This window comes from Pseudomonas weihenstephanensis (genome assembly GCF_001043055.1).
Taxonomy (GTDB): Bacteria; Pseudomonadota; Gammaproteobacteria; order Pseudomonadales; family Pseudomonadaceae; genus Aquipseudomonas; species Aquipseudomonas weihenstephanensis.
Map to the genome: position 1 here is coordinate 145,830 of NZ_JYLF01000003.1, position 18,365 is coordinate 164,194.

Genomic DNA, 18,365 nt, shown 5'->3' on the forward strand with positions numbered 1-18,365 from the left:
AGTGTTTTCTCCTGGGGCGTTGGGTTTGGCGGCTTAGATGGCGTCGGTATCGGTTTCGCCGGTACGGATGCGGATAGCCTGTTCCAGATTGACCACGAAAATCTTGCCATCACCGATCTTGCCGGTGTTGGCAGCCTTGGTTATCGCCTCGATAACCCGGTCAAGATCTTTGTCGTCGATGGCGACATCAATCTTCACCTTTGGCAGAAAATCGACCACGTACTCCGCGCCACGGTACAGCTCGGTGTGGCCTTTCTGCCGGCCGAAGCCTTTGACCTCAGTAACGGTAATGCCCTGTACGCCGATCTCGGACAGCGACTCGCGCACGTCGTCTAACTTGAACGGTTTGATAATGGCGGTGACTAGCTTCATGAAACTTCTCCCGAATTGGTGGACTTGCCCCAGGAAAACAAACCCGGGCCAAGTCTAAGCGCAGTGTCTGGCTTTGTAACGCGCCGTCAGCCTTCTTCAGGCCGCACTGCGCGAGTAAATCGCTGGCGACGAAAACATGCCTTGAACCACTTGGCGCACTGCCTTCGTCACAGCGACTGCATCAGTGCATGAGTCATAGGCGTCTAAGCAGAAACCTTGCCATGTCTAGAAATTTCAGCAATTACAGGTGGTTAGAGACACTAGGTGGCGTTTGGCCTGTTTATAGGCGGGTTTTGCGCACAAAAACAGTGCGCGTGCGGCGCAGCCAGTGCTCAAAAATGTGCAGCGGCCCCTGCGCCGTGAGCGTCGAAACCCCGTGATACACTCGCCGCCATCAGTTTTAAGGACCTTATCCATGCTCGCGCCCAAAGATTTTCTCGATGCCCTGAGTGGCCATGCATCACGTTTATTCAGCGGCGACACCGCGCTGCCGCGCAACGAAATCGAAAGCCAGTTCAAAGCGCTGCTGCAAAGTGGCTTCAGCAAACTCGACTTGGTAAGCCGTGAAGAATTTGACAGCCAAATGGTTGTCTTGGCCCGTACTCGGGCGCGTCTTGAAAGCCTGGAAGCGAAAGTCGCAGAGCTGGAAGCCCGCTTGCTGCCACCCGCGCAGTAACACCCAGGTGCAGGCGGTCTATTGGATCCTTGCGCGCTGCACGCTCTAAACCCTGCTTAGCGAGAAAGGTGACGCCCGTCCCTGTTCTCAAGCAGGTCAGCCCGGAGTCAGGAAAAAGCCAGTAGCGTTTGTCTGGCATGCGGTTCGGAACCGTCGTGAGTCTATTGGGTACACAGGATTACACCGCAAGGGGCTAGCGCCCATTACCGCGGCGTCCTGTGAACCCATTCAGAGCTACTCATGACTATCACCTTCGCGCACTTTCGTCCCTCATCTCAGTTGCCAGAACATGTGGTTCCTAAGCGCCCTGAACTGAGTAAACCAAGTGCTGGCGAGGTAAAGAGCGGTTTGGCAGTGTCGCGTTTACCCACGTTTGGTAGCACTCGAACAAGTGGCAGCAGTCGTCAAGTTGAGTTTGACGTACTAACGCCACGCTCAGCAGATACAGCCCGAAGCGTGACTCCACAGGTGTCAGAGGAGGCTGAACCTCAACGGCCTTTGGTCCGCAGGCCTCGAGCGGTCAATCCCCAGAGCACCACGCCGGTATTGGTTGAAGCCACGCTGGACGATCCCCGCAAGCGTGGCGACAGCCAAATGGCTGCCCTTGTTGCGCAAGCGCTGCGCGTTGGCGAAAGCACCGGACACCTTCCAGAGCGTATTGACAATATTGTGCCGACCTCGACATTTGGTCAGTGGTGGGCGCATTTGCATCAGGCCGTGCAGTCTCCGGCTTTTTTGCATTGGGCCGCCGCGCAGAAGCTGGATTTGTCAAAACCCATTCAGTTGTACCCCAACACCGAACCGCCTCAACAGGATTACATAGCAGGCATGGTCGCCGGTGAGCGCACCTTGTTTGTAGCCTCGGACCGTGGCAATCGATGGACCCTGGAGCCTATTCTGCAAGCCGCTAGAATTATCAGCCCGACCGTGGGTACGACGAATCTGTTTGAGTCACCCACTCTTAGTACGTCAGCTCCCTACAAGGTCGTGGCAAACTTTTATAGTGAAAGGATTGACCCGCAACCCCCAGAGGACATGGGGAGTCGCGCGGAACAACTCGAACAGGTCAAAGCGTTTGTGCATCTCCCGCCCACAGATCCCATGCGCTCTAGTGCGGCGCGATCCGAAAAGGCGCTTGAAGAGGCACGCAGCAAACTGATTGAAAACCATGACGCGCACCAGCTCTACGTTCAATTGGCGGACATCATCAAGCGAAGCGAGGAGCGTGCCACTGCGTTCAAACGGCGTTCGGCATTGCCTGTGAGTGACAGTGAACACATTCCACCAGCGCAGCTTGAAAACCAACTTTCGCAAGCCATTCTCAGCGACGTCAGCGGCGCGAGCATCACACTACATCCCGATTCGCCTTGGCGGGCATTGCACACAGACTCCACCATGACGCTGGACAGATTCATTTCTGAGAACGGTTGGTTAGCGCCCAGCAGTCACGATGCACTGACCAGCCTTGCTCAGGTTCTGACCCAGCCGTTACTCGCCACACCGCCACACGGTAATTTCGGCGGTGCATTGTGCTGGTCCATTCCGTTGAGCGACGAAGATCAAAGCCGTGTACTGGCCGCCATTACCCAGAACGGTCTGGGTTTGGGGGGCCTGCCGAGCGATGAACAAGGTGTACTGAGCTATCTGACGCGCAACCTGGAACTGACGGCAGACGAGCGTCAAAATCCGCGAGCGGTCATCCAGGCTCTTTTGGCCACGCCCAAGGCTCAAGCGCTTGGGTTGGCCCTGGAGAGAAAATTCAAAGGCTTCAGCACCCCGGACAGTATTAATGACTGGGTGCTGGCCGCGCTGGGCGCCTCCCTTGAACGGCCCAGCGTCGCGATAAGCGCGTTGAACCCTGTCAGGACGGGTGTTGCGGGTTTTAATCTGGCGTCAGAGGAGCACTGGGGCAAACCCCCGGCGACGGTTGTCAAAGGTCTGACTAACCACTTGATTGCCAACAGGTCCATAAGCGCTGTCATGGCGCCCGCTGCCGCGCACTTGTTGCTGTCTCGCAAGGCACCGGAGTTTTTGGTCAGGGACATTCCGTCCCAAGTGGTTTATGGGTCGCATACCTGGATGAACTTCACCACCGCCGTTGCGCGTATCGAAGCCCAAGCGCCAGGCGCATCCTCCCTCATGACATTTGCCCAAGTGCTAACCCACGCAACAACAAGTCCGATCACGGCTCGAGAACAAATGATGGACTACGCCGCACAGCGTGATGCACTGGTTGATTGGGGGGTGGTCAACGGTTTTATGCCCGCAAGTGCAGAGGATGTTTATACCGATGTTCAAATGAGTAACGTCTCTCAGGCCTTCAATAACCAAGTTACGGAATTAAGTGCTGCGTCCTGGGTGTATGCGACCCCTTTGCCCGAGCGCAAGAAAATGGCGTTGCGGGTATTAACATTAGCCTTCGGTGATCGCATTCCGTTTGAGAAAAAATGCATCACGACCGTTCCTCCTCAGCGTAATTTTCCAGGGCCTTATTCGGTCCTTGATCTCTACTTACAAGAAAGATTCAATGGAGCGCATTGGTTCTCATCCAGCGAAGATGTTCCAATCCGCGGGATCAAGCACCATAGCGGAAAACTGCCTGACATCAATAAATACTTCTCGGCTTATTTGGCCGCTTTTTTCACAGCGATGGAGAAAGGGATTGCAGCTCAAGTTAAAAGTTTGATAAGTAATCTGCCCCTTGAAGATCGAAAAAATATTGAAGCAGGAAAATTAACAGTCATTAAAGAAACCACGGTAGGCACCACCCATGGGGGGTGGAGGGTGGAAGAAACCACGGTACCGAATGCATTACTCCTTCGAACTCTGCGCGAGGGCGTTACTCATACCTATGAAATAAAGATACGGGACAATACGGTCAGTAAACGCAATGAGTTAAATGCGCTGGCGTTAGGCGCTCAATTTACCAGCCATAGCCATGGCAGTGTCAGTGGGCGTGTTCGCACATCGCCTACCCTAGATGCTGTTACACCTTCGGGTGCCTGGTCAGCGAAGCTAACCGATGAAAAGAAAGGCACGGCGCTCGTCAACATGTTTACCCATGAGCGCGCGCAGTACATCGCTGCTGCCATGGTAGAAAATGTGGGCATCAGGCGCCTGGCTGCCGAAGCCCGGGGCCTTACAACGTTCGAAACTGAAGTGCCTTTCCACAAGAAAGTGAGGGAGTTCCTTCTAAATCTTATCCCGCTGCGGTCTGCCATCCAGAACTTCAGGCAAGGCAATATAGGAGAAGGGGTGGTTGATTTAACACTGGACGTCTTCTGCTTTGCAATGGGGCTTGGGGTGGCGGCTAAAGGTGCGAAGGCGCTTCATGTGGGTCTTTCCACTGCCAGTAAAGTTGCGCACAGTGTCAGAGTGCTCGGCCGCGTTGCCGTCAGTACGCTAAACCCCTTGAGTGGGGTCGATGATTTGGCGCGTGGAATCATAAAAGGGGGCGCTAAAGCATTAAGGACCCTCGGGCACGGCCTAAATAAAATGCGGGGTGTCGACCTCGCCTCAATTATACGAAAGCCGGGAATTGCGCAAGGCGCCTACAGGGCGGCCAGTGCCAGCGAAGAGATAAAGCTGCTGGCAAAGCTCGATGAAAAAACCGGCTGCTGGTATGCCATCCACCCCCGTACCAAAACGCCGTTTGGGCCGCCACTGGAAAACTTTAAACCCAACGTCTTTTCCAGCAGTGAGCTTAAAAAAAGTATTGATACGTTATATTCAAGTTTTGGAACGACGCCCCCGATTGATATTTGCTATGCCACCGCATTGCTCACCGCTCAAGCGGATAAAAAAATAACAGCGTCGGTCTTCAATGCCCTGATCGTGGACACTATGAATGGTGTGTCCCCTGCGTTTTATCAGCGCATGAATATTAACTCAGGCACGTTGAAAAACGCCTTTAATATTGGCGACATCAATGAATCCGGCCTCCTCTCGTTCGTCAGTAAAAATGGATACAACAAAGATAAGATCACGCATATGGCCTATCTTCACAAAGCCAGTGATAACCAGACGTACTTGTATCATTCCAACTCACATATATTGGACAAGTATTTGGGGGGCATAGAAAACCGCCCTTCAACGGCCGGTAAAGCCAATGTGTACACGCTGGATGTGCAAAGACAGCGTGGACTGCAACAGTTTATGGAAGAAGGTGCAGGGTTTACGGTCGCTTTTACTCCTGCGAGCATTCTGAATGCGCGGGTACTGGCGCCCGCCGCTTAGACACCGTTGGATCCGGGTGCATATTCACATCCCGTATCCATTCAAATGCTCCCCCTGCGCCTCAACACGTGCAGGATGCGTTTTTTGCGCACTCAAGGAATGAGTCATGTCACTGGCAATTGTTCACAGCCGCGCCCAAGTGGGCGTCGAGGCACCCGTTGTGACGGTGGAAGCGCATTTGGCCAATGGATTACCGGCGCTGACCTTGGTCGGGCTGCCAGAAACAGCCGTCAAGGAAAGCAAAGACCGAGTGCGCAGCGCGATCCTTAATTCAGGTTTTGAATTCCCGGCGCGTCGCATCACCTTAAATCTGGCGCCCGCTGACCTGCCCAAGGACGGCGGGCGTTTTGATTTGGCCATCGCATTGGGCATTTTGGCCGCCAGCGGGCAGTTGCCAGCGGGGGCGTTGGAGCACGTTGAAGTGCTGGGGGAGCTGGCGTTATCCGGCGCGATTCGCCCGGTACAAGGCGTATTGCCGGCGGCATTGGCGGCGCGGGCTGCCGGTCGCGCATTGATGGTGCCGCTCATCAACGCCGAGGAAGCGTGCATGGCCTGCGGGTTGACGGTGATTGCGGTGGAGCACTTGTTGCAGGTGGTGGCACATTTTGCGGATCGTGCAGTGATGGCGCCTTACGTTGCCAGTGGTCTGTTGCACGAGAGCCAACCCTACCCGGACTTGAGCGACGTGCAAGGCCAACTGTCAGCCAAACGCGCGTTGTTGGTGGCGGCGGCGGGCAGGCATAACCTACTGTTCACAGGCCCGCCTGGCACCGGCAAAACGTTGTTGGCCAGTCGCTTGCCCGGTTTGCTACCGCCGCTGGATGAACAAGAAGCACTGGAAGTGGCGGCCATACAATCGGTGGCCAGTCACATGCCGTTGAGGTGTTGGCCGCAGCGCCCGTTTCGTCAACCCCACCATTCCGCTTCCGGGCCTGCGCTGGTGGGGGGTGGGTCCAAACCGCAGCCTGGAGAGATTACGCTGGCTCACCACGGGGTGCTGTTCCTTGATGAACTGCCCGAATTCGATCGCAAAGTACTCGAAGTGTTAAGAGAACCGATGGAGTCGGGTTTTATCGTGATAGCCCGCGCGCGGGATCGCATGCGCTTCCCGGCCCGCTTTCAACTGGTGGCGGCCATGAACCCGTGCCCCTGTGGCTACCTTGGCGAACCTACGGGCCGCTGCCGTTGCACACCGGAGCAAATCCAGCGCTATCGCAACAAACTCTCCGGCCCCTTGCTCGATCGCATTGACCTGCACCTGACCGTGGCACGAGAAACCACCTTGCTCAACCCTCCCCCTCAAGACGGTGGTACCACGGCCAAGGCGGCGGCGTGGGTCGCCTTGGCGCGTGAGCGGCAGTTGCAGCGTCAGGGCTGCGCCAATGCCTTTCTCGATTTGCCTGGTGTACGCAGCCATTGCCAATTGAGCGCGGTCGACAACCGTTGGCTGGAAAACGCCTGCGAACGGATGACGCTGTCGTTACGCGCGGCACACCGCCTACTGAAAGTGGCACGCACACTGGCGGATCTGGAAGGCGATGTAGACATCGCACGGCGGCACTTGGCGGAGGCGTTGCAGTATCGGCCGGCGAGTGGGTGAAGGACTGGGCTGCGGTTACGCGCGGAGGGTATTGCTTGTTAAGTGACGGATTTATAGGCGCGACAAGGAGTGCGCGTAGTAAAAGAGCGGCATTACCTGGCGGGGTATAGGAAGGCATCAGCGCAGTCGATACAGTGACTGGCGACAGAGGTATTTGATTAAGGCAATTAAATAGGAAGTTTGAAGACTTTCGCTGTTATGACCGCCGTCACCGTCTTGGTCGGTAGTTGTTCACTCGTCTATAGCGGGCTTGTGGTGTGGTTTATCACTGAATTTTTATCATTGAAGGCCTCATGTTAAAAGTGGGTCGCCTTTTACAGGTTCCCTAAAAATAGACGCATACATGCCGTGCATAGGCCCCTGTGCCACACCATCGTTGAGATGGGCTGCACTGGCTGTGCACCCCCCCAACGCCACCACTTCGTCGGCAGCGTGAACGAGGTCCGTGTTACCACAAAGCACGGTGTTCATCGGCCGGTTTGCCTCGCGTCCTTGGGGTAGGGCCCCCCCGCATGGTGCAGCCAGCTGATATGCCGATAGCGGATGGACACGGCCTCTATCGGTAAGGCCAACGATGAGCGCGAGGAAGGGGCCATTTGCAGGGAGATTTGCACAATGCGCGCGCCCTCCAGGCACATCGCGTAATAGTGATCTTGACCACTCGCATCGGCGCTGTAATAGAACTCGATCGTGCATACCAGCTCTTCGCCCTCATTGAGGGCTATGGCCAGTAATGGGGTTGATTTGTCCAGGTACTTGGTGAAGACCACCGGCAAGTGCTGCTCATTGTCGCCTGAGGAGCCGACCCTGTTACCGGAAAAAGGGGTGTGGGACACCGACAACGCCATGATTTTGTCTTGATGAGTGGACGGGTACAGATGGCCGATCGAGGCTTGTGAGGAGCAGCCCGATGACAGGAGGGAACCGGTCTTTTTGCCTTTGATAATGACGTAGCTGAGGTCGTTCATAGTCGAAGATCTTGAATGAAGATCGCAGTCTAGGAGCGCTTATCGCTGTAGTCTGTAGGCTGTTTCTGAATTATTCAGATTCATTCGGAGCGGCCCTGTCACGTGGTTCGCACCGGATGTGCCACAAAAATGACACCCATCAGCCAATGGCTAATTGACGCCGATGTCTATTAGCCATTACTGTCGCACGTTCATCAGGGAAGCGGTTCGGGCATAAGTCCGGGTTTAACCGCGCGAACTTATAAAACGGAGAACGGATGCGCGGCGCACTTCTACGCAGTGGCAAAAGCGGTGATTTCACAGCCCTTGGCGAAACCGGACAACCGGTTTACCGGGCCGCACTGCAATTGCGTGAAGCCATTGCGCGCAATAATCCTGAGATGGCCCTGCATCTGGCCATTGCGCAAAGCGATGAGCATGGCAATAACATTGACTGGTACAGCGAGCTGCCAGGCGATGTGATCCCCTGGTGCAGTGCCACCCCTCAAGAGCGGGCCAACGCGCTCGTTGAGCTGGAAAAGCTCCAGGCCGATCTCAACCAGTTGAGCGTCACTTACCTGGACCCGGACCATAACGGTAAACCGTCGGTCGACCGCACCGTATTCGGCAAATTGCTGGCACACGTGCTGCCCTTCCCGGATGAAAACTACGTTTATCTGGTCAACGGCAAACCAGTCCTGACGTTCTGGGGCTTTCGCCGCCCTGGCGCCGATCACAACGCAGACCCGCTGCATTGCCTGCGCCCGCAACCCGCCCCCGTGACTCCCGCGCCAGTCATCGCGCCAATTGCCGAGCCGGTGCCGCCTGCGCCTGTGCCTGCACCGTTGCCGGTGGTTGCGCGCCCTTGGTGGCGCCGTTGGTGGTGGCTGTTGCTGCTGCTTTTACTGCTGCTGTTGCTGTTGTTCGGCTTGCGCGGTTGTGGGCCACAGTTGGGCTTGACGCTGCCGACCTGGCCCAACGTTGACCCCAAGCCGGATGTGACCGAGCCTTACCCCGATGCCGATTGGCAATTGCCCAACGCCGACGGCTCGACGACGGTGCCCGGCAATGGCCAAGGCACGTCGACCACGCAAGTGCCGACTACCGGCACAGGCGCGGCCCTGCCACCTGACGCACAGCCGAATCAGACGCCTGCGACTGAGCCACAACCCGAGCCTGGTAGCGCGCAGCCACCGGTGCCCGATGAGTCGCCTGCGCCGGACGGGGGCGAACACCCCGACACAACCCCGCCTGAACCGCCACAGATCCCGCAAGAGCCGCAGCCCGCGCCAGGGCCAACGCCGCAGGTACCGGGCGAGCCTCTGACCATTCCGGCGGACAGCCCCGACGGCCAGGCGGACTTCCTGAACGGGCACTACCGTGCGGGTGCAGGTATTCAAGACAAAAACACCGGCAAGTCACTGCGCCTTGAGTATCAATTCAAGGATGGCAAAGGCGAGGTGATTGTGCGCAAGGCCAATGGCATCAACTGCACCGGCCCGGTGTCCGCCGCCATGCAGAGTGGCAGCCTGGCGATCACCAGCCAGGGCCAGGCGGCGTGCAGCGATGGCAGCCGTTACGACATGCCGCAAGTCGATTGCCGTCAGGGTGCGCAGAGCATTGCTGACTGCACCGGCGTTTATGAAGACAAAAAATTCCCCATCTCCATGCGCCAGACGGGCGAATAATGACTGGAAGACTCTGACATGCTGCCTCAAGTTACCCAATTTGAAGACACCGTCATCCTTGTGGGTGACACCGGCATCCAGTTCATGGATTTCGCCCTGCGTCTGGACCCGCGCAAGTTGCCTGCGGGCGACTTTGCGCCGCTGACCAACGGCTTGCTGTGCCGCCTTGAAGAAGGCGAGCGCAACGGCATGACCAGTTACTTTTACGAAAGTGAGCCAGGCAAAACCGTTGAAGCACGCAGCACGCTCAACATCGGCATGGATGCCAGCCTCAAGCTGTTTGACGGGCTTTGGCTGCCACTGCCGGTGTTCCGTCATCGCCCCCCGTTCAGCTTTGACCAAGGCCCGATCAACTGGTCGCGGATGCGCCTGGTACGGCTGGCCGAGCCGGACATCGATGGCAACACCCATCGCCTGACCGTTGCATTCGACACCCGCACGCGCACTGAGGAAGAGAACAGGGGCTGCCTCTACTTGGGGCCGATGGACACCGATGCCAGCTCCGGCGTGTCATTCAAGCTGGCCTGCAAGCCGCAACAGGCGCGCTGGTTTCTGGATCAGATCTGGGTCAAGGAGTGGCTGCTGGAGGTCTTCAAGGAAGGCCATCCCAAAACCCCGCGCGATGAGCTGGACAAGGACATCAAGGAGGGCCATCCCGAAGCCCACTACTTGAACCTGCTCAGTCTGTTTATGGAGCCGTGCACCACGCGCGACAGCACCACCCCGCCGCCGCAAGTCAAACTGCCGGAAATGAAAATCGTGGCCAGCCACGGCAGCGGCGTCACCCCGCCGATTCCGGTCGACTTGGTGCTCGATGTCGGCAACTCGCGCACCTGCGGGATCTTGATCGAGAACCACGGCCAGTCCGGCTCCGGGCTTAAAGACAATTACGTGCTTGAGCTGCGGGACTTGATGACCCCCGAGCACGTGTACAACGATGCCTTTGAAAGCCGCGTCGAGTTCGCCCAGGCCGCCTTCGGCAAGGACGAAAGCTCGACCAAAAGTGGTCGCGCCGATGCCTTCCAGTGGCCGACGATGGCGCGCGTGGGTCGCGAAGCAGGCCGTCTGGCCAGCCGCCGTCGCGGTACCGAAGGCTCCACCGGGCTGTCCAGCCCCAAGCGCTATCTGTGGGACGAAAACCCCTACGATCACGGCTGGCGTTTCAGTCACGCCTACGTCAAAACCGATAAAGAGCCGTTTGCAACCGCCCCGCCCTTTTCGCTGTTAATCAACGAAACCGGCGACGCGCTGCACAGTTTTGAGTGGATGGAGCTGCCGGTATTCGTCCCGCGCTATTCGCGCAGCTCACTGATGACCTTCATGCTCGCCGAAGTGCTGACGCATGCGCTGATGCAAATCAACAGCCCCGCGCAGCGTTCGCGCCAAGGCCATACCCGTGTGCCGCGCCGCCTGAACAGCATCACCCTGACCGTGCCGCCAGGCATGCCGCAAGCCGAGCGCAGCATCCTCGAAAAACGCATGCGCCACGCCATTGGCCTGGTGTGGAAAGCGTTGGGCTGGCAGGTCGACAAAAAAGACCCGTTCGATCCGGACTCGGCCCCGGCCACCACCCCGCTGCCCAACGTGCGTGTGGAATGGGACGAGGCATCGTGCGGGCAGTTGGTGTACCTCTACACCGAAGTGAACGAAAACTTTGCCGGTCACCCGGAAGAATTCTTCGATGCCATTTCGCGCCCCGGCAAGACCGACCGTGAACGCATCACGCTGGCCACCATCGACATTGGTGGCGGCACCACAGACCTGGTGATCACCGACTACCGCCTCGACCGTGCTGGCAATGCCACCAGCGGCAGCAACGTGCACATCGTGCCGGAGCAACGCTTCCGTGACGGCTTCAAGGTGGCGGGCGATGACATCCTGCTGGACGTGATTCAAGACTTCATCCTGCCCAGCTTCGACAGTGCCTTGCTGCACACCGGGGTTAACGTGCCGGCCTCATTGATGTCGCGTTTGTGCGGCGCCGAGTCGGGCAGCGCGCAAGACCAGGTGCTGCGCCAGCAACTGAACCTGCAAGTGTTCACCCCGCTGGCGCTGGAGCTGTTACGCCGCTACGAGCTGTTCAACCCCGAGTTCGCCGGGGCCGCCACCGACCACACGTACCTGGAGTTGCTGGGCAACGAGACCGTGAGCAGCAACGTGCTGGACTATGTGAACAGCGCCGTGCGCCGTGAGCTTGGGATGCAGACCGATTTCGATCTGCTCAAAACCGCCATCACATTCGACCTGCAAGCCCTGCATGTAGCGTTCACCAGTGGGCGCATCAACATCACCAAAATCTTGTCCGGGCTGTGCGAAGTCATCGCCCATTACCCGTGCGACATGCTGCTGCTGACCGGGCGTCCTTCGCGCCTGCCGGGTATTCAGGCGTTTATCCGCAAAATGCTGCCGCTGCCGCCGGGGCGCATTCTGGCGTTGCAAAACTACCGCACCGGCAACTGGTACCCGTTCCATAAAAACGGCTTGATCGACGACCCGAAAAGCACCGCTTCGGTGGGCGCCATGCTGTGCCTGCTGTGCGCCAACCACAGCGTGCCGAACTTCTATTTCCGCACCTCGGCGCTCAAGCCGTACTCGACCATCAAGCACATCGGCAAGATCGACCAGGCCAACATCATCACCGACTCGGACGTGCTGTACCGCGACCTGACCTCGGACAACGGCCGCATCGTGCTGCCTGAAATTGGCGAAGGGCTGGACGCTCGCCCACCGGCGCTGCAAATGCGCGGTGACATGCGCCTGGGCTTTCGCCAGTTGGCCGCCGAGCGTTGGTCTGCCACGCCGCTGTACACCTTGCACTTCACCCCGCAGGGGCGCCAGCGCTTTACCGAAGCCAAGTCTGAGAACAACGAAATGCCCGTGGTCAACGTGTACTTCAAGGTCCTCGAAGCCACCGAGAAGATGAAGCGCCAAGGTCAACTGAGCGACCTGCTGGAGATCGATCAGGTGGAGTCCAACACGGACAAAACCTTCAGCAAAAAAGACCTCTCGCTGCAACTCAACACCACCTTGGTCGAGGGCTTGAGCGGCAACAAATATTGGCTGGACAGCGGGAGCGTAAAACGCAAATGAGCAACCAGACCCCAGAACAAATCGCCCTCACCCACGGGTGGAACGCAGTCTACGACGGTGCCGGTCAGGCCCTTGAGTGGGTCGACAAAACCCGCGTCACCGCGCCCAAGCTGGAGCGCGATGCCTACGACTTGAAGCTGGGTTTGTATCAGGCGCGCAACCTGGCCCGCAACCTGGGGCGTGTGGCAGGCACACCGATGACCACCGGTTTTTTCGGCCTGTCGCAAGCGGGCAAGTCGTACCTGATTTCGGCGCTGGCAGCCGGTGTCAATGGCGCACTCGAAACTAAGTTCGGTGAAGAGCGCCTGGACTTCATTCAAGACATCAACCCCAGTGGCGGCGGTACCGAAGCCACGGGTCTGGTGACGCGTTTCAGCCGTTTGGCCAAGCCCAGTGAAGACCCCGCTTATCCGGTTGAGCTCAAGTTGTTCCGTGAGGTCGAGCTGGCCAAGATCTTTGGCAATACCTGGTTCAAGGACTTCGATCAGGAAAAAATCGCCTTTGAGATCGACGAGGCGATGGTGCGCCAGGTGTTGCAGCCTTTTGAAGGCCGTGAGTCAGGCCCGGTTCAGTCGGGCTTCAGCGCCGAAGACGTCGTCTCGCTGATGGATTACCTGAACCAGAGTTTTGAAAAATCACTGAAAATTCTGACTCACCATTATTGGCCCAAAGTAATCGAACTGGCGCCGCGCCTGACGGCGCAAGAGCGCGGCGAAGTGTTCTCGATCCTGTGGGGCAAGCAAGACGGCCTGACCCAGGTTTACCAACAGTTGGGCGCCTCGCTCAATCGCTTGGGCATGCCCGACACCGTGTTCGCGCCGCTGTCGGTGCTGGCTGAGCGGGTCGGCACCGAATACGACCGCCGCAACAGCATCATGAACGTCGACATTCTGGAGCGTTATGGCTCGGCCATTGACGTGCCCGTGTCGGTGCGCCCGTGGATCGACGGCAAATTGCACAACGCCAGCAGCATTTCACTGGTGCAATTGGCGGCGCTGACGGCCGAAATGACCTTCCGCCTGGTCGAAGTGCCCGCTGCCCAGATCGTTGAACAAATGGACCTGCTGGACTTCCCCGGTTATCGCGGGCGGTTGAACGTGACGGCCATCGCCAAAGAAAGCGGTCAGACCAACTCCATCTCCCAGTTGATCCGTCGCGGCAAGGTGGCGTACCTGTTCGAGCGTTATGTCGAAGATCAGGAAATGAACGCGTTGGTGATCTGCACCAACAGCACCAAGCAGAGCGACGTCAACGATGTCGGCCCGGTGCTGACGCGCTGGATCAACGCCACGCAGGGCGACACCCCGCAAGAACGCGGTGGCCGTGCCACGGGCCTGATCTGGACCCTGACCATGTTCGACCTGTGCATCTCCCAGTCGCTGAACAAGCAGTCGCGACTGGCGCTGGAGGAAGAGTGGGACGGCATGATGACGCGCACTATGCTGGAGCGCTTCAAGGACTACCCGTGGATGTCGAACTGGCAAGCTTCGCAGCCGTTCAACAACACGTATCTGGTGCGCAAGCCGCGTCATCAGACGGCCTTCATCGGGCGCACCGACGGCAGCGAAACTCACTTCACCGACGACAGCCTCGACACGCTGGAGATGATGGCCAGCACCTTTGTCGAGCGGCCCACGGTCAAAAAACACATCAAGGATGCGCAGCAGGCATGGGATGCCATGCTCACCCTCGACGATGGCGGTATCACCCGTTTCAGCGAGAGCTTCACGGCGCTGGCCAGCGTGGACTTCAAGCTCAAGCGCATCCGTGAACAGCTCGATAAAGTCTTGAACGGCAAAGCCAAAAACACCTTGAGCAGCCTGTACGTGGCAGATGGCGCCGACATGGTGGCGATCAAACGTGCGCAGGCGCAGATGATTCTGGGCCAGCTCAAGCGCCGGGGTTCGGCGTTGGGCGAGTTGATCAACGCGTTGCAACTGCCCAGCGAGGAGATTCGCGAGCTGTACCTCAACGGCGTGTACGAAGAAGACACCGACGCCGCGCCCGGTGACACCGCGCAGGACGGCACCCAGCAGTCCATCGTTTATGCCTCCAGCAACGAATTCGATTTTGGCGATGACTTTGGCGACTTGTCGCTGAACTTCGATGCGCCGCCCAGCGCGTCTTCCCTTGCCCCGACCGCGGCCCCGGCGCTGCAAAGCAATGAGCACAAGTTTGCCCGTGCGGTGTTTCGCAACTGGGTGACCTACCTGCGGGCAGTGCCTGAGCGCGACGGCCTGATGCGCGCGCTGGAGCTGGATAAAGCGTCGATTGAGGCGCTGATTCAGGAGTTGATCGTCAGTGGCGATCGCCTTGGCCTGCAAGACCAGTTGATCCGCGTCGTGCTCAAGCGCGCGCAAAGCGGCTCGCGCCGCGACCAAATGGTTGAACGCCAAGTGCTCGAAGTGCAGCGCGTGCTCAGCGATTTTGTGGCGTGGTTCGGCTACACCGCCGCGCCGGTCGAGACGCGGCCAAAAAGCCATACAGGCAACCGTGAAGCGCTGTTTTCGTTCTACGGCGACGTCGCCCGCGATGCCTTGCCGCAACTGCCGGCGCAGCCGATCAATCAGGCGCAGCAGTTCCTCGGCGATTGGTTGTCCGGTGTGGCGTACATCACCATGGACAACGCCAGCCACGGCACCGGCAGCGAAATTACCCCTGAACAAAATGAACGCCTGGGCCACGTGCTCAGCGCGTTTGAAGCGAGATAAGACATGTCAATTTTCGTCGAGCTGGTCACCCTGCAACCCCACATTGCCGGTCAGGGATGCCTGATCGTCAAGAACTGGACCGGTGGTCACGAGCGTCTGGAGTTCTCTATCCAGCGCAATCAGGACGGCTACTTCCTGCAAGGCGACCAGCACTGGAGCAACAGCCAGTACTGGTTCAAGGTCGCGCATTTCAGCGTCGCCGCCAACGGCGACGAGCTGGAAACCGTGGTCGGCCCGCAGTTGGTCGACCCGTTGCTCGACGTGGGCGGCATGGCCACGTTTCGTATTGTCTTGCGCGAGCAAGGCGGCGAGGGGCATATCCAAGTCGGCATGTTAAGCCCTGCGCCCAACCTGCAATCGTCCGTTGCGGCCAGTGATGAAAAACAGGTTGCGCACGAAGACACCGGTCAGTTGAAAACGCCGGTGGCGCCACCGGCAGTGGTTGCGCCAGAACCCGAGCCAGAACCTGAGCCTGAGCCAGTCCCTGAGCCGGTCGTGGAACCCGTGGCGCCTGAACCTGTGCCAGCGCCACCCCCTGCGCCCGCGGCTGCCAAAAAGAAAGGCTGGCTGATTGCATTGATCATCGCCTTGCTGGTGCTGGCGGCGATCGCCGTGGGTGCCTGGTTTTGGCTGAACAAAACGCCGGCAGTGGATGCACCGGTGGGCGACAAGACACAGATGCCAGAACCCAAGCCCGAGCCACCTGGCGATAACCAGGCTTGCACTCTGGACAGCATGAGCACCCTGCCTGAGCTGGCCTTCGTGCAGGCATGCATCAAAAAAGCACCCGGCAGCGCCGAACTGCTGGAAATCATCAAGGTGGCCAAAGCCAACAACCACTGTGGCGTGGCCCAGCGTTTGTATGCCAACCGTGCACAAGCGGGCGACCTGCAAATCGCCGCCGCGTATGCCCACGAATACGACCCAAAATTCCATCAGACCAGCACCTGTTTCGCTGAGCCGGACAAAGCCACCGCCGCGTACTGGTACGAAACCATCCTCAGCCAAGAGCCTGAGAATGCTGAAGCCAAGGCCCGTTTTGAGGAATTGAAACCATGAGTCGTTTTGCTCTGGCTGCCAGCGCGGTGTTGGCTTTGTGCATCGGCAGCTCGCTGGCCCACGCAGCCGACAAGCCACTGATTCAGGAAGGCAAGAAAACCCTGTTTCAACGGGTCCTGACCACGCCCGGTTGCACACTCAGCAGCAGCGCCGGTGGCGAACCCGGCGCCGCGCAGCCAACCTTCAGCCGCTTTTACGTGTACGAGCGGGCGCAGGCGGCGAATGCGCAATGGCTCAAAGTCGGCCCCGACAGCTACGGCAAAACCATCGGCTGGCTACCGGCCAGCTGCACCACCGACTGGAAGATGCAGCTCACGCTGGCCTTCACCAACCCGGCCAACCGCGACCGGCTGATGTTCTTCAAAGACCGCGCCACCCTCGAAGGCATCCTTGATGCCCCGGACCCGGTGAGCCAGGTCGCCCCGCTGCGCGCCAAGCTCAAGCAAGGCACGCTGGCGCCAGGCGTGTTGGCGCAAGAGCCGGAATACTTCGTCGACCTGCACAAGCAGTTCTACCTGCTGCCGGTGCTCAGCGGCGAAGAAGTCATGACCGAAGAAGGCTTTCGCACCCGCCTGCTCAACGTGGCCTCGGTGAGTAAAGCCGAAGACAAGCCGGTGCAGGCCGGCGCAGCCAATGCGCCCGATGCTGGCGCGGTGAAAACCAGTCAGTTGAAGGAATTCAGCGCGGCGGTGGTGTTCGTCATCGACTCCACCATCTCGATGGACCCGTACATCGACCGCACCCGCGAAGCGATTCGCAAGGTCTACAAGCAAATCGAAAGTGAGAACCTGGGCAATCAGGTCAAGTTCGGTCTGGTCGCGTTTCGCTCCAACACCCAGGCGGTGCCGGGGCTTGAGTACGTGACCAAAATGTACGCAGACCCGAACAAGGTCACGGGCAGTGACGATTTTTTGGCCAAAGTGGCTGACCTCAAACAAGCCAAAGTCTCCAGCAAAAGCTTCGACGAAGACTCGTATGCGGGCGTGATGCACAGCATCGAGAAGGTGGACTGGTCGCAGTTCGGTGCCCGTTACGTGGTGCTGATCACCGACGCGGGCGCCCTTGAGGGGGACGACAAACTCAGCAGCACCGGCCTGAGCGCCGATCAGGTGCGGCTCGAAGCGGCCAACCCTGGCGTGGCGATTTACACCCTGCACCTCAAAACCCCGGCCGGTATCAAAGACCACGGCAAAGCCGAGGCGCAGTACCAGAACCTGTCGACTTACCCCGGCACCAACACCTCGCTGTACTACCCGGTCAATGCCGGTGACGTGCAAGCGTTCGGGCAGAAAGTCGATGCGCTGGCAGGCGCTATCACCGCGCAGGTGAAAGCCGCTTACATGGGCGACGACGCTATCGGCAGCGCGCTGAATGCCAAGCAGGACGTGGTCGCCAAAAAAGACCCGGCTGAACAGAAAATGCTCGCTGACGCAGCGCTGATCGGCCACGCCATGCAGTTGGCGTATCTGGGTGAAAAAACCAACAGCCAGGCACCGCCGGTGTTTAAGGCGTGGATCACCGACCGTGACTTGATCAAGCAAAACATCCCCACCACCGATGTGCGGGTGCTGCTGACCAAGGCCCAGCTCAGCGACTTGAGCGACGTGATGAAACAGATTCTCGACGCCGCCAACGAAGGTCTGATCTCTCCCACCGAGATGTTTGATCGCTTGCGTTCGGTGGCCGCGACGATGGGCGCCGATCCTAATCAGCTCAAGCAAAACGGCAACGCCAAACTGGCTGACATGGGCGTGCTCGGCGAATACCTCGAAGACCTGCCCTACCAGAGCGAAGTGCTCAACCTGGACGAAGAAACCTGGAAGAGCTGGGACGGTCTGGCCCAAGAGCGCTTCATTCGTAACCTGAGCACCAAGCTGCGCCACTACCAGCGTTACAACGCGGACGTGGACCGTTGGGTGGCCTTGGCCAAAGACAGCGATGCACGGGACAACGTGTACCCGGTGCCGCTGGAAATGATGCCGTAAC

General features: G+C 58.6%; 10 protein-coding genes. 8 read left to right on the forward strand and 2 right to left on the reverse strand.

From position 1 onward, the window contains the following. Positions 1-33: 33 nt before the first annotated feature. On the reverse strand, positions 34-372 hold the full coding sequence (gene glnK, locus TU86_RS08270; RefSeq protein ID WP_002555808.1) for a P-II family nitrogen regulator: 339 nt from the start codon (positions 370-372) through the stop codon (positions 34-36). A 415-nt stretch (positions 373-787) separates the two neighbouring features. On the opposite strand from glnK, the gene TU86_RS08275 reads away from it, so the two are divergent. The 3 genes from TU86_RS08275 (at position 788) to TU86_RS08285 (ending at position 6,884) form a co-directional block, all read left to right on the forward strand. Further along, a complete protein-coding gene (locus TU86_RS08275) occupies positions 788-1,048 on the forward strand; it encodes an accessory factor UbiK family protein (RefSeq protein ID WP_048363818.1) in 261 nt (86 codons plus the stop codon). A gap of 240 nt (positions 1,049-1,288) precedes the next feature. Next, the gene (locus tag TU86_RS08280) at positions 1,289-5,284 is read left to right on the forward strand and encodes a DUF8038 domain-containing protein (protein ID WP_157395886.1); all 3,996 of its coding nucleotides are present in this window, start codon (positions 1,289-1,291) and stop codon (positions 5,282-5,284) included. Between the two features lie 106 nt (positions 5,285-5,390). Beyond that, a complete protein-coding gene (locus TU86_RS08285; protein WP_048363820.1) occupies positions 5,391-6,884 on the forward strand; it encodes a YifB family Mg chelatase-like AAA ATPase in 1,494 nt (497 codons plus the stop codon). A 467-nt stretch (positions 6,885-7,351) separates the two neighbouring features. Here the strand turns inward: TU86_RS08285 and tssD are convergent, their stop codons facing one another. Further along, complete coding sequence (gene tssD / locus TU86_RS08295) at positions 7,352-7,852, reverse strand: type VI secretion system tube protein TssD (RefSeq protein ID WP_048363822.1); 501 nt, start codon at positions 7,850-7,852, stop codon at positions 7,352-7,354. A gap of 257 nt (positions 7,853-8,109) precedes the next feature. Here tssD and TU86_RS08300 point away from each other — a divergent pair, with 257 nt between their 5' ends. Genes TU86_RS08300 through TU86_RS08320 form a run of 5 tightly spaced genes read left to right on the forward strand, consistent with a single transcriptional unit; the run spans position 8,110 to position 18,364 of the window. Then, positions 8,110-9,519, forward strand: a complete 1,410-nt coding sequence (locus tag TU86_RS08300) for an SrfA family protein (protein ID WP_048363823.1) — start codon at positions 8,110-8,112, stop codon at positions 9,517-9,519. An 18-nt stretch (positions 9,520-9,537) separates the two neighbouring features. After that, the gene (locus TU86_RS08305; protein WP_048363824.1) at positions 9,538-12,609 is read left to right on the forward strand and encodes a virulence factor SrfB; all 3,072 of its coding nucleotides are present in this window, start codon (positions 9,538-9,540) and stop codon (positions 12,607-12,609) included. Next, entirely contained in the window at positions 12,606-15,320 is a 2,715-nt protein-coding gene (locus tag TU86_RS08310) for a putative virulence factor (protein WP_048363825.1), read from the forward strand. Before TU86_RS08305 ends, TU86_RS08310 begins: the two co-directional genes overlap by 4 nt. A gap of 3 nt (positions 15,321-15,323) precedes the next feature. After that, a complete protein-coding gene (locus TU86_RS08315) occupies positions 15,324-16,379 on the forward strand; it encodes a flagellar basal body-associated FliL family protein (protein ID WP_048363826.1) in 1,056 nt (351 codons plus the stop codon). Then, entirely contained in the window at positions 16,376-18,364 is a 1,989-nt protein-coding gene (locus TU86_RS08320) for a vWA domain-containing protein (RefSeq protein WP_048363827.1), read from the forward strand. Before TU86_RS08315 ends, TU86_RS08320 begins: the two co-directional genes overlap by 4 nt. The last annotated feature ends 1 nt before the right edge of the window (position 18,365 follow it).